Below are 16,351 nucleotides of genomic sequence, written 5' to 3'. Positions count from 1 at the left end.
TTTTTGCTTTGATCTTCCGATCAAAGACCCTACACATTTGATTCGTCGAAACTTTATTCAGTTTTCAAAGGTCTACCTTGTTGATAACGTTTTCCGTATCAGCAATTATTAATGTTACCAAAGTGACAATTTAATGTCAAGCATTAATTTGAATTTGGTAAGTTGTCGAAGCGATAACTCATTGCCGCCGTGACAACGATAATTAATATACCAGTGACCCTAGTTAGTTGTCAACAAAACTTCGTAAACTTTTTCAACTTTTTTCTAAAGCTGTACAATTTTGACCTACGATTATAAATTAAACCGCTAAACACGAATGAAAATATCATCTAAAGAATGAATGGATCATAACTATTTTTTCGCAATCTATGTTACGAAGAATTTACTTTTATTAAAATTATCACCTAATTCTTCACATTACTATTTGGTACTGATAGAATTTACAACGAATTAAAATATAAAGGAGAAAATAATGGGATTCCTAATTGATTTTATTTTACATATCGACGCACATATCATTCAAATCGTCAATACATTTGGTAATTGGTCTTACATATTACTTTTTCTAGTGATCTTTATTGAGACGGGTGCAGTAATTTTACCTTTTCTCCCCGGTGACTCACTTTTATTTGCTGCAGCGGCACTCTCCGCAAATCCACAGTATCATCTCAGCATTGAAATCTTCACTCTTACTTTTCTAATTGCTTGTATCAGCGGTGACTCTCTCAACTTTTTCATTGGTCGTCGTCTTTCTAAAACCTTATCCAAACACAAATGGTTTAACAAACTGATAGACCAAAAGAGTCTTCACAAAACTGAAAGATTCTTTGAACGCCATGGTGCTCCCGCTATTATCCTTGCCCGCTATATGCCAATCATTAGAACATTTGCTCCGTTCGCAGCTGCTGGATCTGGCTTTCCTTATCACCGGTTCATAAAATATAATCTTATTGCTTGTTTCTCATGGGTCTTCATCTGTTGTGGCGCAGGTTATTTCTTTGGTAACCTTCCCTTCGTTCAAGAACACTTCTCACTAATCATCATTGCAATCATTGTGGTAACCTTGATTCCAGCTGTCGTTGGTGCAATTAAATCTAAACTAGCTCCGGCTGAAGAAGAAATTGATTAGCAGCTTAGTGATCCAAATAATAACTAATATTAAGAATAAGGTTAAAGCTAACCAAACTAACAAATAATGTATAAAGTAATTCTCTGTTAAAATTAATATAATCGGATCAGTTTTCGGATCAAACACCCAATCATTGTTTTGAAAAACAATCTCATGAAAGTGTAAAAAACTGTCCTGAAAACTAACTAAAAATAAACACGTTAAAACACTAATTAAAATTAAGGCTTGTTCAAAAAGAGGTACCAGTCGCCACAACTGGTACCTCTTTTTTTCATAATAGAAAAAAACAATAAACAACAATCCAGAAACCATTGTTATCAATTCACCAGCTTGTGTCAGGTAATGGACATCCGCAAAGTGTTGAATTGCCGACTTTGACATCGGTATTTGGTCAAACTTAAACTCCTTCTTTGTAAAACTCATTAGGAAAATCACTAGTCGATAATAATCAACCATTACTTCTTGTGAATCTATCCCTGAAAAATTTCTCGGAATTTTTAAAAATACTCCTGAACATACTAACGTGGTATAAAAACTAATTCCAATTGATGTAATAATCCCAGCAGCAACAGTTATAACTGCTAGAAGATTATTTTTTATTTCATTCCATTTTCCATTCATCAAGCGAATCGACCTCATATGTTGGCTTAATTCTTTGCTCACTGACTTCTTTTTTGGTTGATAAACCAGTATAGACGAGTAACGTGTCCATTCCAACATTAATTCCAGCTGTAATATCAGTTCGATAATTATCACCAACCATAATTACTTCGTCTTTTGACAAATTAAAACGTCGTAATGCCATTTGCATAATCGTTTTCTCTGGTTTACCAATCATTAATGGTGATTTTTGAGTAGCATACTGAACTAAGGCCACCAGCGACCCCGCACCAGGTACCATCCCCCGTTCATTAGGCAGATTACTGTCTGCATTGGTACCAATAAACTTTGCACCATTTCTAATTGCCAATACCGCCCGTTCAAATTTTTGGTAGTTAACCGCTGTGTCGAGTCCTACAACCACATAATATGGCTCTTGATCAGTTAATACAAAATTGTGCTGACGAAGTGCGTTCGCCAAGCCACTTTCTCCAATCATATAAACTCTCCGCATGTCACCGGCAATTGAATCTAAATAATCAGCCGTTGCCAGCGCAGTGGTATAAACATTTGCTGCGGTGACATTAATGTCGTGATTTTGAGTTAAATTTTTAGCAACAAACTCCGGAGTCCGCGTACTATTGTTCGTTACAAAAACGATCTTCTTCTGATGAGCTTGTAAACGACGAATAAAGCGTGCAGCTGCAGGAATCCGCTCTCTCCCTTTATACATTGTTCCATCTAAATCAATAAAATATGCAGCATAATCTCTTTTCAAGTCTAACCCTCATTTCGTTTTTTGATCACAAAATGGCGTTTATTTCGTCTTTTAACACTCCGCACTTCCTGGTGATGTCGCTTCCTAATGTTTGGTGAAGTTAACTTGTCCTTCTTTTCGTGAAAAGGACGTGAGTGCCTATTACGGCCATGCCGTCGATTAGTTTTCGCATTCCGTGGGATGTTAACTTCTTCATTATGAATGACAAAATAATCACACCCAAAATTACACTGCTCATACAGATAGTCTTGAATCGTTTCAACTCCCCGCTCGGGATGATAAAGCGGATTTTTAGAATCATAAAAACCACGTAACCGGAGTTGGTCATAACCCCAATCACCCAGAATATAATCATACTTGCTCAAAATCATACTGAAACGGTCAGTAAATCTCTCTAAATCAAACGAGCTGTGTTCATCAGCTACAATCGTGTATGGATGCTTATTAATCACAAAATGGTGCTCATCAACCATTGCCGCGTGAAATGTCCCTTTTCGCTCCGCAACCCGTTGATCAATATAATCTTGAATCTTAGCTCTATTCACAACTTATACCCCTCATTTATCTTGCTTTTTCTTTAATAATTCTACCTTTTTTTGTGCAATGTAATCAACTTCACGCAATAAGATGGGCGTTCCAAAGGGTAAATGATGGTCGAGTAGATCTAATTCAGGAGCATCTATTCCAACATTAATGTTATGCGCACTTGGCACCATGTAATGATGAATATGCCCATGCAGATTTAAAATCTGAGGAGCAATTCCCATCATCATTGGATAATGCGTCATATACAATTGCTGATGATTATATTTAATTAGCTTACCCACATCATGAAATTCAAACTTAGGATGACCAGCAACTTGATAATTATGACTGGCTAAAAACTTAAACAGATCGCGTCGGTCATGATTACCCTTAATTAACACTAACCGACCATTGAGTTCTCGTAAAACAGACAGCACTTGCTGATCACCTACACGTGGTGGTTTTGTATAGTTAACTGCAATATCTCCCAAATGATAAAAAACATCATTATCTGTAACTCGGGAGTTCCAATTATTAATAATGGTCGTATTCATCTCATTAACTGAATTAAATGGTCGCGGAGCAAAATTATCGATGCCTAATAAATGTTCATCGAAAAAATGCGTATCCGACACAACATACATCATTTTAACCACATTCCTTATTTTGACGTTAGTTTTAGTAAACGATAACGGGGCTGAGTCGATCTCAGCCCCGTTTATCATCAGTTATTTAGCTGCTTTTCGCAGCCGTTCAATATCCTTAACAATCATTAATTCTTCGTTAGTTGGGATCAGAAGAACCTTAATTTTAGCGTCATCACTCGAAATATCACGTTCAACTCCGCGAACATCATTCTTCTTTGGATCAACACCAACTCCAAAGAATGAAAGACGATCCGCAATGGTCTGGCGGAATTCCTTATCATTTTCACCTACGCCGGCAGTAAAGACGATTGCATCCGCACCATTCAATTCTGCTAAGTATGAACCAATGTACTTAACAACAGTATTTTCGTGAATATCCAGCGCTAACTGAGCCCGTTGATTTCCTTTATCTGCTGCCGCTTGAACATCACGCATATCACTAGAAACCCCTGAAATTCCCAATAGTCCAGACTTATGGTTGAGAATATCGATCATTTCGTCACTATCAATGTTCAGCTTATGCTCCATAAAGTTAACCAAGGATGGATCAACATCTCCAGAACGGGTTGCCATGGTAATCCCTGCTAGTGGAGAAAAGCCCATTGAAGTATCAAACGATTTTCCATTTTTAATTGCCGTGATTGAAGCCCCAGCACCTAAGTGACAAGTGATTAACTTCAATTCATCTAATGGCTTGCCCAACATTTCTGCTGCTCGTTGGGCAACATACCGGTGACTAGTACCATGGGCACCGTAGCGACGAGCACCATACTTTTCGTACCATTCATAAGGAACACTATATAGTGCATTCATTTTTGGCATATCTGAGTGGAATGAAGTATCAAATACCGCAACTGCAAAGGCATCCGGTAAGACCTTCTTAAAAGCCTTAATTCCTTCCAATTCCGCAGGGTTATGCAGTGGAGCATATTCGGATAATTCGTCAATTTTCTTCATAACGTCATCATCAATCACTGCTGAATCTTTAAAGAATTCACCACCAGCCACAATTCGATGGCCAACTGCCGTAATTTCATCATACGTTTGAACAATCTTCAGAGAAATTAATTGGTCTAATAAATATTGGACTGCTTCTCCATGATCAGCAAATTTCCGCTCATCTTCATTAACTTGACCATCACCAAACTTAATTTTGGCATGACCTTTATCCATCCCAATTCGTTCAATCAATCCTTCTGCCACAACATTTTCGCTTGGCATATCAAAAAACTTAAACTTAACTGTTGAGCTACCAGCGTTAACTGCAATTGTTTTTGACATCTTACTATCTCCTTATCTGTTCAAACTAGTCTTAACCCATTGATTTATTTCCGTCATAAAACTACGAAAAGCACGTTGATCCTTAATTGACGGGAATGTTCCCAATAAAACTTGTTTAGCTTGGTGTGCACCACTACCATGATTTTGTAAAATTAAAATAGATTTTTGTGCTTTGGCATTCCTAAACATGTCTGTTGGGAGGTTAATAAATCCTTGCAAAAATGCTACTGAATGAATCCATTTTACGAAATTCTCAGATTCCTTAGTCTTAAATAGATCACTCGGCACTACAAAGAATGCAAACCCACCCGGCACTAAATAGTTCATCGTTTGTTCAATCAAAAGATGATGAACATACGAATGACCAGACACCGCTTTAGTTTGATAATTCTTCGTATTATCATCTAACGGGTAATAACCAATTGGCAAATCAGCAACTGCCAAATCTACCTGTGGGATATCTAAATTAGAAATTGCGTCTTGATGGATTAATTGGATCGGCAAACGTTGCAGTTCACTGCTAACACTGGCTGCCGCGAGCATTGATTCATCATTATCAATTCCATATCCTTGAACCGGTTGTTTACTAACCTTGGCAAGATAATTCATCACCGTCGTCAATAAATTACCGGTTCCCACAACTGGATCTAAAATTGTGGATGGTTGATCCAATCCCACAATTTGTTCGATTAAATAGGCAATCAGCATTCCAATTGTATCAGGCGTCATCTGATAATTTGGTTGAATTGTATCCTTTTGAATAACCTTTAATAAACTAAGCTGGAGAAGGCGCCGGACCGTTTCCGATGACTGATGAGGCAGATCTAATTCATTATAAATGGTTTCCAATTTCTTAACCGTTGTTGGTTTTGGCAACCCATCTTCGACCCGAACTTTACCGCCGTCAATGACATTCTCTGCATTTTCCAAATAGGCATCTAAATACGAACAATCTAAATCAGACTGAATTAACTCCGTAGCGTGATCAAATTGTTCAAATAACTGCTCAGGTGTCCTTTGCATTCCAAACCGCCGCTCCTTTCTATGGATAAATTCACAATCTTAAGTTTACCTATTACTAGAAAGAAATTCAAGTTGGCTCAAATAATAACTTTAATCTTCTCGCCATTTTTCATCGTCACCAGCCATTTACTTTGTGAAATTTTGGTCGTCCATCCATAGTTAAACTGGCTATCTTGCTTCGTTGACAGTTTAACCATGCTCTCCGCAATTAATTGATTCGTTAGTTTCATATTAATCATCCGCTGACGTTTCAAATAATGTTGGCAACCAGTCATCATACCACAAAGAATTCCTAAAACCACCATTGACATTAATAATGCACTACCATTCCTGTTGAAAACTAATTTTCGCATTCTTCTCTTCCCCATTATCTAATCTACAAATCACCATTACACTATTCGATCCGCTTTCATAGAAAGCAAGACTATACGGTTGATAATTCACTAAAAGCGGCATATAACCACCCTGCATTGTTTTTAGATAAACCGCCTTCTTGCCCCCTAGTAAAAAATAATTTTCCCCATTAACCATACTGTTCAATTCTAGGCAATTACTCATCACTTTTACTAAGCGGAATTTGTAGGCAGGATCCTCTAACCGCTGCAAAAATAAATACCAGTCTGTTGCATCTTTCCATGAATGTGTATTGATCTTACTAGCCACTGGTATTACAAACTGAATTAGACCACTAATCATTACCAATACTAATAGACTCACGATGCATTCTAAAATGGTGAAACCTTTCCTCTTTAACACTTTTTAATCTCCAGAATGTTCTGTTGGCCCTTCGATACGATAATACTGCCATTTTTTTGTCTCAATTGATAGTCTGATTGATAACTAACATTTCCTGTATATAAATATTCTTTACAAAGCCGTGCCGCCACTAACCGTTCTTCCAACCGACGATTCGAAACCAGCATCGAGTGCGCAGTGATGATAAAAAATGTTACCCCAGTAATTAAAACGCCCAATGCTAATAAATGTTCACCGATCAAAAAGCCGTTTCTTCTCAAGACGATATCCCCCTCCCGCCATTTGAATACGCATCAGTATTTGCTGTTGGTCTAACTGATCAACGAATCGCCAAGTTCCTGGTTGAATATATCCATTTGCTTTCATTGTTCGAGCTGGTGCTGATTGAACACGTAACTCTTCTGGTACCTGAATTGTTCGTTCATGATTATTGCTAGTATTCGCGATTCATTGGATCATAATTAATCGTAGTTGGTTGGTGATTGACTAATGCCGTGCTTTGACTAAATTGCCATTCCTGACGCAATTCACGCCAGAAACGATGGTGTTGCCATTGACAAATACCATTCCCTGCTAATCTCACCGTAAATAGTAGAATCATACTAACGATTCCTAACACAATCACCATCTCTCCAAAGGTGAAACCAAACCTTTTCAATCCTTTATCACCTGACCACCTTTAATTTTTAAGCGATTCTGGTTAGCAGCTTTTACTTGCGTAATGGTCAGATAGTGCTTTTGATATAGCTGCTGAAGGTTCGTTGGTGTTTGCCCAGTCTCATTGATGTATAAATCAACCTGGGTTTGAACGACGTTCACCATTGCCCGTTGATGAATTTTCGAGGCATTTTGACGCTGTTTCGTTAAATTTGGAATCATAATTAAAATCAGTAAACTAATAATAAATAAGACAATCGACATTTCTAAAAGCGTAAATCCTTGACGACGTTTTTTCATTGGACCACCTGCAAATTTTGATAAATTGGTAACATTACTCGTAAATAAAGCATCACAATCACGAACGCAATTATAAGGTAGATTAGCGGCTGCACAAATGTTAAACGGCGTTCACATTTCCGCATTAGCCGGTTGAATAATTGGTCAGCCAGCGCATTGACCCGTTGACTTAACTGTTGATTTGATAATGCTTGTTTAATCAGTAATGATAGTTGATCGGGAATAAAGTCAATTTGACTGACCAACCGTGTAATTGATTCACCACGGCTAGTAATTTCTTTTAATTGATCACTGAGTTGATAAAGAAGTGAATCATGACGAAATTGGTGACAAGTTTGAATAATTCCCTGGGTTGAGATTCCTTCATCCAAGAACAACGCTAGGTTACTACAAATATAGTAGCCATAATAATCACGGACCAATGTCCCAATTATTGGTAAATGACATTGTTGGTGAACTTGTTGAAGTCGATTACTATGACAATAACGCCAATATCCAATTACCGAAATTGATATTATGACACCTCCAAGGCTTGCAAAACTTAGCGCTAAAATATTCCACAACTCATAGGAAGTTGACTGATGGAATTGATTTAATTGCGGAAATACAAATATCGTCAACATTACAATTATCGCCACCAACATGGCCAACAATATCAACGGATATTCTAAAAGATGACACAATTTTTTCACTTGGTCATTTCGCATCGTTAAATAATGGCAGTAATGCTCAATCGTTTTCGTCATCTGACCATGTTGTTCCGCCAACAAAAATAAGTAATAAGTGTCAGTGGATACAAAGCTTGCAACAGCTTTTGCAAAAGAATGACCACTTGCTAATGACTGTTCAATGGGCTGTAACACACTAGACCATTGTGGATACAAAATTAGCGAAAATTCAATTGCTTCACGCAAAGAAAATCCAGTGTTTAATAACTCCATTAACACTTCAAACCAACGCTGCTGCTGAGTGTGACTCCAACTATCCTTGCCAAAAGTTCTGACAGGTTTTTTTAGTAATTTTACCCTCGTCAAAAGCTGCCTGTAAGATTGCTTTCCATTCATCACCAATTTTTCCTTCCTGATTCTCTTGTAATTTATCAAAAGTCTGCAAATCAAAAATAATTCCTTGATCATCCCGCCTTATTAACGGTACTAAGCTTGGTAACATGCCCCATGCACCGCTTGTTGGACATAATATTTTTCAATTCCTAACTGCTCTAGTCGTGCGATAACTCCGCCAGCACTTTGCGCATGGATTGTTGCTAATACGACATGGCCACTTAAGGCTGCTTCAATCGCTGTTTTAGCTGTTGTCGGATCTCGAATTTCACCAATAATTAAAACTTGCGGATGGTGACGAAGTGCTAAACGCAATAATTCCTGGTATCCCATCCCTGCAATTGAATTAACTTGTAGCTGAATAAAGTTCTCCTCAACAACCTCTACTGGGTCTTCAATCGTCAAAACAACGGCTTGAGAATACTGCTCACGGACTAATCTATACATGGTCGTAGTCTTTCCTGATCCCATCGGTCCCGCAAAAAGGACCAAGCCAGCTTGAGCAGTCATTTGCTTTAATTTCCCCCACTGTTCTGGTTCCAACATTTGATAGGATAAGCTTTGCAATGGATAGATAAACCGCAATACCATGGATTCATAGCCACGGAAGTCACCAACTGTTGATAACCGAATATTAATTGTCTGATTTCGATACTGCCAACGCCAAGCACCACTCTGGGGTCGGCGATGTTCACTAACTGCCATATTGGCTTGGTATTTTAGGTAAGTCATCAGCCGTTGACCATCAGCCGTATTCAAGTGACCAATTAAAACAACACGGTTATTGTTGTGACCCATAATTCGATACTGCTTTCCCGACCATAATAAATAAATATCGGCAAACGATTTTTGACAAGCCGCATTAAATAACCGTTGAACATATTTCTGTGGTATCATCTTTTTTACCTCCTCAATATTTAAAGACGGCAAAAAGGTTCCAAAAAAATCGAGTAGAAGGTAATTGATTAGTTCAATTACCGACCTCTCACACCACCGTACGTACGGTTCCGTATACGGCGGTTCGACAATTTAATCACTTTGAATTGACTGGAGCGTCTTGGACATATTTATTAGTCCAAGATGCTCCAGTTTTCTATTAGTTAGAGAATAGCTTAAAGTCTTACTGTGTGCAGTTCGCCAATAGCCCTTACAGGTACTAGCGAAGATATACGCATCACGGTACGACAGACCTAGCTTTTGTAAGTTAGTAACCTTAGTTTTGAACTTCTTCCATTGCTTCCAGATATATTGCCTTATTCGCGCCCTCAGCCATTGGTCAAGACGTTGAATAAAGCCGGTTAGTTTCCAAATTGAGTAGTACTGAAGCCACCCGCGCATTTTGCGGTGAATTTCCTCAAACATTTGCTTAAGAGATATTCCCCGGTTACGCTTTGTTAGTAGCTTTAGTACTTGCTTAACTCGCTTTTGCGATTGTTTGGCTGGTCGAGCATAGGCACCGTTACGGTCTACGCCTAGTGAAAAACCAAGAAACTTCAATCGTAACGGGCTACCAACTTTAGTCTTATCTGGGTTTACTTTTACCTTCAATCGCTTTTCCAGAAACTTAGTAATACTTCGCATTACTCGTTCTCCAGCCCGTTGACTTTGAACATAGATGTTACAGTCATCCGCATAGCGCACAAAGTGATGACCACGTTTGGTCAATTCTTTGTCCAACTCATTTAAATAGATGGTCGCCAGTAATGGTGATAATGGTCCTCCTTGCGGAGTGCCTTTGTCGTTTCTAGCGAAAAGCCCATGGTCTAAGACTCCACTCGTTAGAAATTTTCGAATAAGTCTTAATGTCCATGGGTCATCAATATATTGTTGGAGGTATTTAATCATTAAATCATGGTTGACGTTGTCAAAATAGGCCTTTAGGTCTAAGTCGACTACTCGTCTGTAACCCTGATTATACAGATCAACTACCCTTTCGATTGCGTCTTGGGCTCCCCGATGAGGGCGAAAGCCAAAACTATTATCGGAGAAAACACGCTCAAATATGGGTGTGAGAACCTGGGCCACTGCTTGTTGGACCATGCGGTCCACCACCGTTGGTATCCCAAGTTTTCTTACTCCACCGTTGGGTTTCGGAATTTCCACTCGTTTAACTGGTGCCGGCTTGTAACTACCATCACGCAGACTGGTGATTAATTCCGCCTTGTTTTCTCTAAGGTACCGCAGAAGGTCAGAGATAGTCATGCCATCAATGCCCGCTGCTCCTTTATTTCTCTTAACTCGCAAATAAGCCTGATTAAGGTTATTGCGGTCCAAGACTAAGTCTTGGATAGTGACACTCATACCTTTACCTTCACCATAATCGGTACTACGCGCCCTTGTGTACTTTCGTTTTTCCAAACCTATCCTCGACAAGCGGTCAGCTTGTTGTTCTGTTTTCTGCGATTGTCGCACCTGATTACACCTCCGATATAAGTTATGGGTTATTGTCGTTCAGTCCTTCATCTGCTTAAACAGACTACTATGACCTCGGCTGACTTCTGACCTACTCAACGCTACATCACTGCATCGCTTGTTTCTGTGGAAATTAAGTTATTCCTCTTGTCGGAAACGTGTAAGCCAGACCTCCCCGGGTAAGAATATTAACTTTAGTACCATGTCACCGTTAGCTTTACTGAAAGTAACTTCGAGTAGTATTGGACTTCACCTTGTTAAGCAGTCTTATCCAGTTACTCTCAGCCTTATAGCTACTTCTTGTTCATCAGTGCAGTACTTTGCCTTAGACTTCCTTCAGATTCCACCTCACAGTGGACACCCTTGTCCTCGGCTCATGGTTCCAACTACTACGGCCCATAGCGGACTTTCACCGCCTAGCTAATACCCATGCCGGGCGCACTTAAAAAAGTCTGCCAAACTAATAAAAGTTTGACAGACTTTTGTGATTTTTAAATTAAACTAATCTTCTTCGTCTTCCGCAATGAATCCAGCTTCGTAAATATCAGCCACATCATCATTGTTTTGTAATTCCTCAATCAAATGACGGTATTGACCAACTTTGTCACTTGGCACTTCAGTCTTGTTTTCTGGAATCATTGTAACTTCAGCAGTATCTAAATCGTAACCCTTTTCCTGTAAAGCATCACGAACACTAGTCATTGAACTTGGGTCAGTGAAGATTTGGAATTTTTCATCCGAAGCATTCATATCGTCAGCTCCAGCATCTAAAGCATCCATTAACATATCATCTTCGCTCATGTCTAACCCCTCACGAAGAATTTCAATTAATCCTTGACGGTTAAACATGTATGAAACCGAGCCACTCGCCCCAAGTGAACCACCTGAGTGAGTAAATGCAGAACGAACTGCCGCTGCTGTCCGGTTCTTATTGTCCGTAAGGCAGAAGACCATTACAGCAACCCCACCTGGGCCGTATCCTTCATAAGTGGTTTCCTCAAAGTTAGCGCCACCAGCACCAGTCGCCTTATCGATGGCCCGTTGGATGTTTTGCTTAGGCATGTTTGCAGCCCGTGCCTTATCCATCACCAGACGTAATTGAGGGTTGTTGTCGGGATCAGGGTCACCTGCTTTAGCGGCTTGGTATAAGTCACGAGAAATTTTTTGAAAGATTTTACCACGCTTAGCATCTTGGGCGTTCTTCCGTCCTTGAATGTTATGCCATTTTGAATGTCCTGACATGAACTAACTCCTCTTTTCTATTTATGATACGTAAACATTAAAATTTTACCAAATGAAGTGGTATAATTCAAGCTTTTCGCCGGTTGAAAACAAAAGCAATAATAAAAAGAAAGATTGCCAATCCAAGATCGACCATTATCATTTGCCAGCCCACTTTTAAAATAGCATGCCCAATCTCATTAATCACTTCAGAAAATGAAGCATAATCACTAGCATACCTTTCCGGCTTAATTAAACTTAAACCAAACGCACTCAAAATTCCGCTTAGAAGTGTTATCCATCGAAAGTCTGCTATAATCGCTTTGGAAAAGACATCCCGAATAACAATCAACAATAAAACTATAATGCTAACAACCAAGCCAATAACTGATCCAACTCGCGCCACATGGATACCATTTTCTAATTTTTTGACATCCGAAGTGTTGAGGCGATTATTAATAACTGTCGACACTTGAGTATTAATTGATGAAGTTGGTACATCACCAATTAACGAAAACGACACTCCGTATTTTGCTAAAGTATTCCCTGCACTGTCCTGAACCGCATTCGCCACATCACTAGTATCCAGTTGAAGTGGCTTGCCCTGATATATTTGGTGGATGGCTTGTTTTAACAGCTGATTCGTTTGGGAAGTCGTAATTACATCCCCTTGAATACCATAACTCGCCAAACTTGCATTCACATCATTTCGGACTTCCCGTGCTAAACCAGAATTTGTTAGTTCCTTAACCATGAATCGTTCACTCAAAACCGTGGTCTGTGCAAATGAGCAAAATAGGAGCACAATTACTGCACAAATTCCTAATAACCGGGTTCCCCAATGATGTTTATTTTGAACCGACGAACCTTGATTAAGTTCACGAAGTTGTTTACGAGACGGCACACGAATCACCTTACTTAGTTGACTGACGATCGACGAAACCATGCTGCAAAATTACATTGCTATTTTCATCTTGTTCAGCGTCGGCTTCTGCCGTTTCTTTGTCTTCCGACATTAACTTAGTTAACAGGCGCATTGAAACTGCCCCAATATCATAAAGAGGCAACGTCACACTAGTCATCATTGGTCGGGTTACCGTTGCCAATTTAGTATCATTACCAGTAATAATTTCGAAATCATCAGGAACTGCTACTCCCCGATCATTTAATCCATTTAACAAACCAGCCGCAATTCCATCATCACTAGAGAACACTGCCGTAACACCAGATTTAATCACTTTTTCAGCTAATGCGTACCCTTCATCATATGAATCATGAGCCTCGAACACAAGGCTTTCATCATACTTTTGTCCGGCTGCCTTCAGGGCTGCTTGATAACCTGGAATTCGTTGCTGAGCATTAATAGTACTTGACTTACTACCAACTACCAATGCCACCTTCTGGTTATTCTTTAATAACCGAGTAACAGCTTCCTCGGTAGCTTTCTGATAATCAATTCGCACTGCCGGGAGTTCTTCATCGTTAGTAACTGACCCAGCGACTACGACTGGCACTGTTGAATTTTCAAATTCTTCACGTAATTCATTACTAATATCGTGACCCATAAAGATAATTCCATCAACCTGTTTGGCAAACATGCTCCGGACTACTTGAATGGCTTTTTTATCATCCGCGTCAGAATTCGTCAATATCATATTGTACTTATACATCGTGGCAATATCATCAATTCCTAGTGCCAATTCTGCAAAGTAATCATTAGTAATATCTGGAATGACAACTCCCACTGTCGTAGTCTTTTTGCTAGCTAAACCACGTGCCACTGCATTTGGCCGGTAATTAAGCTTCTTAATTACTTCTAGAACCTTCTTCCGGGTGTCTGGTTTAACATTTGGATTACCGTTGACAACTCGCGAAACGGTTGCCATTGAAACATGTGCTTCATTTGCCACTGTATAAATGGTAATTGTTTGTTTTTCCATAATATAAGCCCTTTCTTCTTTGATATGACTTGTTTTCATATCTTTTTTCATTACAGAAGAATATACCAAAAAAACTACTAAAGTTCAAACTTTATCACCAAAGATTGTGATTCATGCTTTTTAAGCCCGGTTTCAATGTAAATATCATGAAACCAAACGGGCTGCAGTGCCTGGTAAAGCCAAGCTCTGCAACCCGTTAGAAAAGTCGTACTTTATTCTCAACTTCTACTTTTGACTTGTTTCATCGATAATAATATCGTCATTGTCATCCTTATGAGAATTTTTTAACGCCTCACGAATATCGGCTGTTTGTTCATCAAAATCATCACTAACGAAATGATTAGTAAATCTATCCTTTTGGTCATTAACTGCATCCTTAAGATTACTCATTTTATCAACTGCTCCTTCACCATAATCGTGAAGCATTGCATCAGCAATATCTAATGCATTTAAGGTATAGTCAGTTACTACATCCATTGCTGTATAAACACTGTCAGAAACTTTGGCCTTAATCCGCTTTTGTTGTTGATCATCTAACGAAGCCCAAGCTGCCAGCCCTGCGAGACTACCAAAAGCAATCCCAGTCAGAAATTTTTTACCCATTTCAAAGTCCTCCTTGATTAATTATTCCTTTGCTGACGACGATTTTTAAAACGATGAAACAAACCTAATGCTGCTGCTTGACTAAGGTTTGATACTACTTTAGAAACGGTACTCCGCTGATTCCGGCGTGTATTAATCTTCTCAATCAAATTGCGGGAAGCATCATTCACATCAGAAACACTTTGGCCCACGTCAGCAATTGCTTGAACTGCAGGGGTCAGCATTTCTGCTTTATCATTAACATCTGTCAATAATTCATTCGTATTAGTTAGAACATTATCGAGTTCATTAGTTAGATCATTAACGTTATTGGCAAGATTAGCTAAATTCTTGACTACCTTAGTTAGGAACCAGCCAATCCAGATTACTAAAATTAAGAATGCAATTGCTGCAATTAAAGCAGCTGTTTGTCCAACTGTCATTTTGCTCCTCCTTACTTTCCTTGTTCAAAGAATATCACGAATACAAAATTCGGGCAAACCATTGCTTTTTTCGCATTTTCTGATATGATACTAGCAATACAAACACTTTTCAAAAAGTGACAAAATCATTTGATGAGGATGACTTAATTTAATGAATTCACAACTCACAACCTATTCCAAACACTTTCAAAAAACGATTACTGACATTAATTGGTTTCACATTGGTGACAATATTATTCATAAGTTCAGTACATTAGTGTTTGCCACGGTTGTCTTTGCAATTATTTTATGGGTGGGTAAGTGGATCATTAACTCCATTTTTAAACAAACTAATCGAATTGAAATCCTCGGTGGCTTTAAACGTGCTGCCACTTTTCGAGCGCTATCTTTGAATATTTTCCGCTATACAACTTACTTTTGTTACTTATATGCGGTCCTATCAATTATTGGCGTTCCAGTGGGGACCTTAATTGCTGGGGCAGGGATTTTTAGTATTGCCCTTGGTTTAGGTGCTCAGGGCTTCGTTAGTGATGTTGTGAATGGTTTCTTCATCTTATTAGAAGAACAATTGGATGTTGGTGACCTAGTTGAGATCAATCAAATTAAGGGTACCGTAACCGCAATTGGTTTACGTACAACAAAGTTGTTGAGCCCTGACGGAACTCTTAATTTTATTCCCAACCGTTCTATCAATATTATTAAGAACTATTCCCGCCATGCCCACCTGGTCAACATTGACTTAAATATTCCAGTGGATGCGGATTTAGAAAAAGTCAAACAAATCATAACAAAGGAGAATCAAGAAATGATGCAAACCGAGCAAGCCGAGCTAGTGGCAGCGCCAGAAATTATTGGACCAGTCGACGTTAATGGTAAAGTAGTTTTCCGCGTTGCCGTAAATATGCCAACCAACAATCAAGCCAAAATTACCGCAAAATTATTGAGTGCCTACCTGAAAGCACTTGCTCGGGGAGGCATTCATCTAGCTGAATAGGA

General features: G+C 39.0%; 23 protein-coding genes. 2 read left to right on the top strand and 21 right to left on the bottom strand.

All coding sequences use genetic code 11. The features are described from left to right. The first annotated feature begins 472 nt into the window (after positions 1 to 472). Entirely contained in the window at positions 473 to 1,129 is a 657-nt protein-coding gene (locus AC1EKL_RS05185; protein ID WP_480188738.1) for a VTT domain-containing protein, read from the top strand. On the opposite strand, the gene AC1EKL_RS05180 is transcribed toward AC1EKL_RS05185, so the two are convergent. The 21 genes from AC1EKL_RS05180 to AC1EKL_RS05080 form a co-directional block, all read right to left on the bottom strand. Then, complete coding sequence (locus AC1EKL_RS05180) at positions 1,100 to 1,750, bottom strand: TIGR01906 family membrane protein (RefSeq protein WP_480188750.1); 651 nt, start codon at positions 1,748 to 1,750, stop codon at positions 1,100 to 1,102. The two genes, AC1EKL_RS05185 and AC1EKL_RS05180, sit on opposite strands and share 30 nt — an antisense overlap. Then, positions 1,731 to 2,507 (bottom strand): TIGR01457 family HAD-type hydrolase, encoded by a 777-nt coding sequence (locus AC1EKL_RS05175; protein ID WP_480188737.1) that lies wholly within the window; start codon positions 2,505 to 2,507, stop codon positions 1,731 to 1,733. Before AC1EKL_RS05175 ends, AC1EKL_RS05180 begins: the two co-directional genes overlap by 20 nt. Positions 2,508 to 2,509: 2 nt before the next feature. Then, entirely contained in the window at positions 2,510 to 3,052 is a 543-nt protein-coding gene (locus tag AC1EKL_RS05170) for a YutD family protein (protein WP_480190027.1), read from the bottom strand. A gap of 12 nt (positions 3,053 to 3,064) precedes the next feature. Next, complete coding sequence (locus AC1EKL_RS05165; RefSeq protein ID WP_480188735.1) at positions 3,065 to 3,679, bottom strand: metallophosphatase; 615 nt, start codon at positions 3,677 to 3,679, stop codon at positions 3,065 to 3,067. Positions 3,680 to 3,760: 81 nt separating this feature from the next. Then, a complete protein-coding gene (locus AC1EKL_RS05160) occupies positions 3,761 to 4,960 on the bottom strand; it encodes an acetate kinase (RefSeq protein WP_480188734.1) in 1,200 nt (399 codons plus the stop codon). A 12-nt stretch (positions 4,961 to 4,972) separates the two neighbouring features. Continuing rightward, positions 4,973 to 5,983: a class I SAM-dependent methyltransferase gene (locus AC1EKL_RS05155; protein WP_480188733.1), complete on the bottom strand. Its 1,011-nt coding sequence runs from the start codon at positions 5,981 to 5,983 to the stop codon at positions 4,973 to 4,975. Positions 5,984 to 6,060: 77 nt separating this feature from the next. Further along, entirely contained in the window at positions 6,061 to 6,336 is a 276-nt protein-coding gene (locus AC1EKL_RS05150; RefSeq protein ID WP_480188732.1) for a hypothetical protein, read from the bottom strand. Beyond that, positions 6,305 to 6,739, bottom strand: a complete 435-nt coding sequence (locus tag AC1EKL_RS05145; RefSeq protein ID WP_480190229.1) for a prepilin-type N-terminal cleavage/methylation domain-containing protein — start codon at positions 6,737 to 6,739, stop codon at positions 6,305 to 6,307. Before AC1EKL_RS05145 ends, AC1EKL_RS05150 begins: the two co-directional genes overlap by 32 nt. Beyond that, entirely contained in the window at positions 6,733 to 6,999 is a 267-nt protein-coding gene (locus tag AC1EKL_RS05140; RefSeq protein WP_480188730.1) for a hypothetical protein, read from the bottom strand. The genes AC1EKL_RS05145 and AC1EKL_RS05140 overlap by 7 nt, the downstream gene beginning before the upstream one ends. After that, positions 6,971 to 7,105, bottom strand: a complete 135-nt coding sequence (locus tag AC1EKL_RS05135) for a hypothetical protein (protein ID WP_480190228.1) — start codon at positions 7,103 to 7,105, stop codon at positions 6,971 to 6,973. Before AC1EKL_RS05135 ends, AC1EKL_RS05140 begins: the two co-directional genes overlap by 29 nt. A gap of 67 nt (positions 7,106 to 7,172) precedes the next feature. Further along, positions 7,173 to 7,397: a hypothetical protein gene (locus tag AC1EKL_RS05130; protein ID WP_480188729.1), complete on the bottom strand. Its 225-nt coding sequence runs from the start codon at positions 7,395 to 7,397 to the stop codon at positions 7,173 to 7,175. Beyond that, the gene (gene comGC, locus AC1EKL_RS05125) at positions 7,394 to 7,696 is read right to left on the bottom strand and encodes a competence type IV pilus major pilin ComGC (protein ID WP_480188728.1); all 303 of its coding nucleotides are present in this window, start codon (positions 7,694 to 7,696) and stop codon (positions 7,394 to 7,396) included. Before comGC ends, AC1EKL_RS05130 begins: the two co-directional genes overlap by 4 nt. After that, a complete protein-coding gene (locus tag AC1EKL_RS05120) occupies positions 7,693 to 8,637 on the bottom strand; it encodes a type II secretion system F family protein (protein ID WP_480188727.1) in 945 nt (314 codons plus the stop codon). The genes comGC and AC1EKL_RS05120 overlap by 4 nt, the downstream gene beginning before the upstream one ends. A gap of 40 nt (positions 8,638 to 8,677) precedes the next feature. Continuing rightward, entirely contained in the window at positions 8,678 to 8,866 is a 189-nt protein-coding gene (locus tag AC1EKL_RS05115) for a hypothetical protein (protein ID WP_480188726.1), read from the bottom strand. Continuing rightward, positions 8,851 to 9,654 (bottom strand): competence type IV pilus ATPase ComGA, encoded by an 804-nt coding sequence (comGA, locus tag AC1EKL_RS05110; protein ID WP_480190026.1) that lies wholly within the window; start codon positions 9,652 to 9,654, stop codon positions 8,851 to 8,853. The genes AC1EKL_RS05115 and comGA overlap by 16 nt, the downstream gene beginning before the upstream one ends. A 132-nt stretch (positions 9,655 to 9,786) precedes the next feature. Next, positions 9,787 to 11,169, bottom strand: a complete 1,383-nt coding sequence (gene ltrA, locus AC1EKL_RS05105; RefSeq protein WP_480188724.1) for a group II intron reverse transcriptase/maturase — start codon at positions 11,167 to 11,169, stop codon at positions 9,787 to 9,789. A gap of 501 nt (positions 11,170 to 11,670) precedes the next feature. After that, on the bottom strand, positions 11,671 to 12,411 hold the full coding sequence (locus tag AC1EKL_RS05100) for a YebC/PmpR family DNA-binding transcriptional regulator (protein WP_480188723.1): 741 nt from the start codon (positions 12,409 to 12,411) through the stop codon (positions 11,671 to 11,673). A gap of 67 nt (positions 12,412 to 12,478) precedes the next feature. Continuing rightward, positions 12,479 to 13,294 carry a hypothetical protein gene (locus AC1EKL_RS05095; protein WP_480188722.1) on the bottom strand — a complete coding sequence of 272 codons (816 nt, stop codon included), beginning with the start codon at positions 13,292 to 13,294 and terminating at the stop codon, positions 12,479 to 12,481. A 10-nt stretch (positions 13,295 to 13,304) separates the two neighbouring features. Then, positions 13,305 to 14,330 carry a catabolite control protein A gene (gene ccpA, locus AC1EKL_RS05090; protein ID WP_480190227.1) on the bottom strand — a complete coding sequence of 342 codons (1,026 nt, stop codon included), beginning with the start codon at positions 14,328 to 14,330 and terminating at the stop codon, positions 13,305 to 13,307. 225 nt (positions 14,331 to 14,555) lie between these two features. After that, the gene (locus AC1EKL_RS05085) at positions 14,556 to 14,933 is read right to left on the bottom strand and encodes a hypothetical protein (RefSeq protein WP_480188720.1); all 378 of its coding nucleotides are present in this window, start codon (positions 14,931 to 14,933) and stop codon (positions 14,556 to 14,558) included. A gap of 17 nt (positions 14,934 to 14,950) precedes the next feature. Beyond that, on the bottom strand, positions 14,951 to 15,355 hold the full coding sequence (locus AC1EKL_RS05080; RefSeq protein WP_480188719.1) for a DUF948 domain-containing protein: 405 nt from the start codon (positions 15,353 to 15,355) through the stop codon (positions 14,951 to 14,953). Between the two features lie 151 nt (positions 15,356 to 15,506). Here AC1EKL_RS05080 and AC1EKL_RS05075 point away from each other — a divergent pair, with 151 nt between their 5' ends. Further along, a complete protein-coding gene (locus tag AC1EKL_RS05075) occupies positions 15,507 to 16,349 on the top strand; it encodes a mechanosensitive ion channel family protein (protein WP_480188718.1) in 843 nt (280 codons plus the stop codon). The last annotated feature ends 2 nt before the right edge of the window (positions 16,350 to 16,351 follow it).

The sequence above is a fragment of the Limosilactobacillus sp. C0001E2 genome (genome assembly GCF_056590915.1).
The sequence above is the reverse complement of the archived record's forward strand: the minus strand, read 5'-3'. Positions and strand labels throughout refer to the sequence as shown.

Coding starts and splice junctions, on each gene's coding strand:
- AC1EKL_RS05185 (WP_480188738.1), top strand. CDS start 473: ATGGGATTCCTAATTGATTTTATTTTACATATCGACGCACATATCATT.
- AC1EKL_RS05180 (WP_480188750.1), bottom strand. CDS start 1,750: ATGAATGGAAAATGGAATGAAATAAAAAATAATCTTCTAGCAGTTATA.
- AC1EKL_RS05165 (WP_480188735.1), bottom strand. CDS start 3,679: ATGATGTATGTTGTGTCGGATACGCATTTTTTCGATGAACATTTATTA.
- AC1EKL_RS05160 (WP_480188734.1), bottom strand. CDS start 4,960: ATGTCAAAAACAATTGCAGTTAACGCTGGTAGCTCAACAGTTAAGTTT.
- AC1EKL_RS05155 (WP_480188733.1), bottom strand. CDS start 5,983: ATGCAAAGGACACCTGAGCAGTTATTTGAACAATTTGATCACGCTACG.
- AC1EKL_RS05150 (WP_480188732.1), bottom strand. CDS start 6,336: ATGCGAAAATTAGTTTTCAACAGGAATGGTAGTGCATTATTAATGTCA.
- AC1EKL_RS05135 (WP_480190228.1), bottom strand. CDS start 7,105: ATGAAAGCAAATGGATATATTCAACCAGGAACTTGGCGATTCGTTGAT.
- comGC (WP_480188728.1), bottom strand. CDS start 7,696: ATGAAAAAACGTCGTCAAGGATTTACGCTTTTAGAAATGTCGATTGTC.
- AC1EKL_RS05120 (WP_480188727.1), bottom strand. CDS start 8,637: ATGGAGTTATTAAACACTGGATTTTCTTTGCGTGAAGCAATTGAATTT.
- AC1EKL_RS05115 (WP_480188726.1), bottom strand. CDS start 8,866: ATGTTACCAAGCTTAGTACCGTTAATAAGGCGGGATGATCAAGGAATT.
- comGA (WP_480190026.1), bottom strand. CDS start 9,654: ATGATACCACAGAAATATGTTCAACGGTTATTTAATGCGGCTTGTCAA.
- AC1EKL_RS05100 (WP_480188723.1), bottom strand. CDS start 12,411: ATGTCAGGACATTCAAAATGGCATAACATTCAAGGACGGAAGAACGCC.
- ccpA (WP_480190227.1), bottom strand. CDS start 14,330: ATGGAAAAACAAACAATTACCATTTATACAGTGGCAAATGAAGCACAT.
- AC1EKL_RS05085 (WP_480188720.1), bottom strand. CDS start 14,933: ATGGGTAAAAAATTTCTGACTGGGATTGCTTTTGGTAGTCTCGCAGGG.
- AC1EKL_RS05080 (WP_480188719.1), bottom strand. CDS start 15,355: ATGACAGTTGGACAAACAGCTGCTTTAATTGCAGCAATTGCATTCTTA.
- AC1EKL_RS05075 (WP_480188718.1), top strand. CDS start 15,507: ATGAATTCACAACTCACAACCTATTCCAAACACTTTCAAAAAACGATT.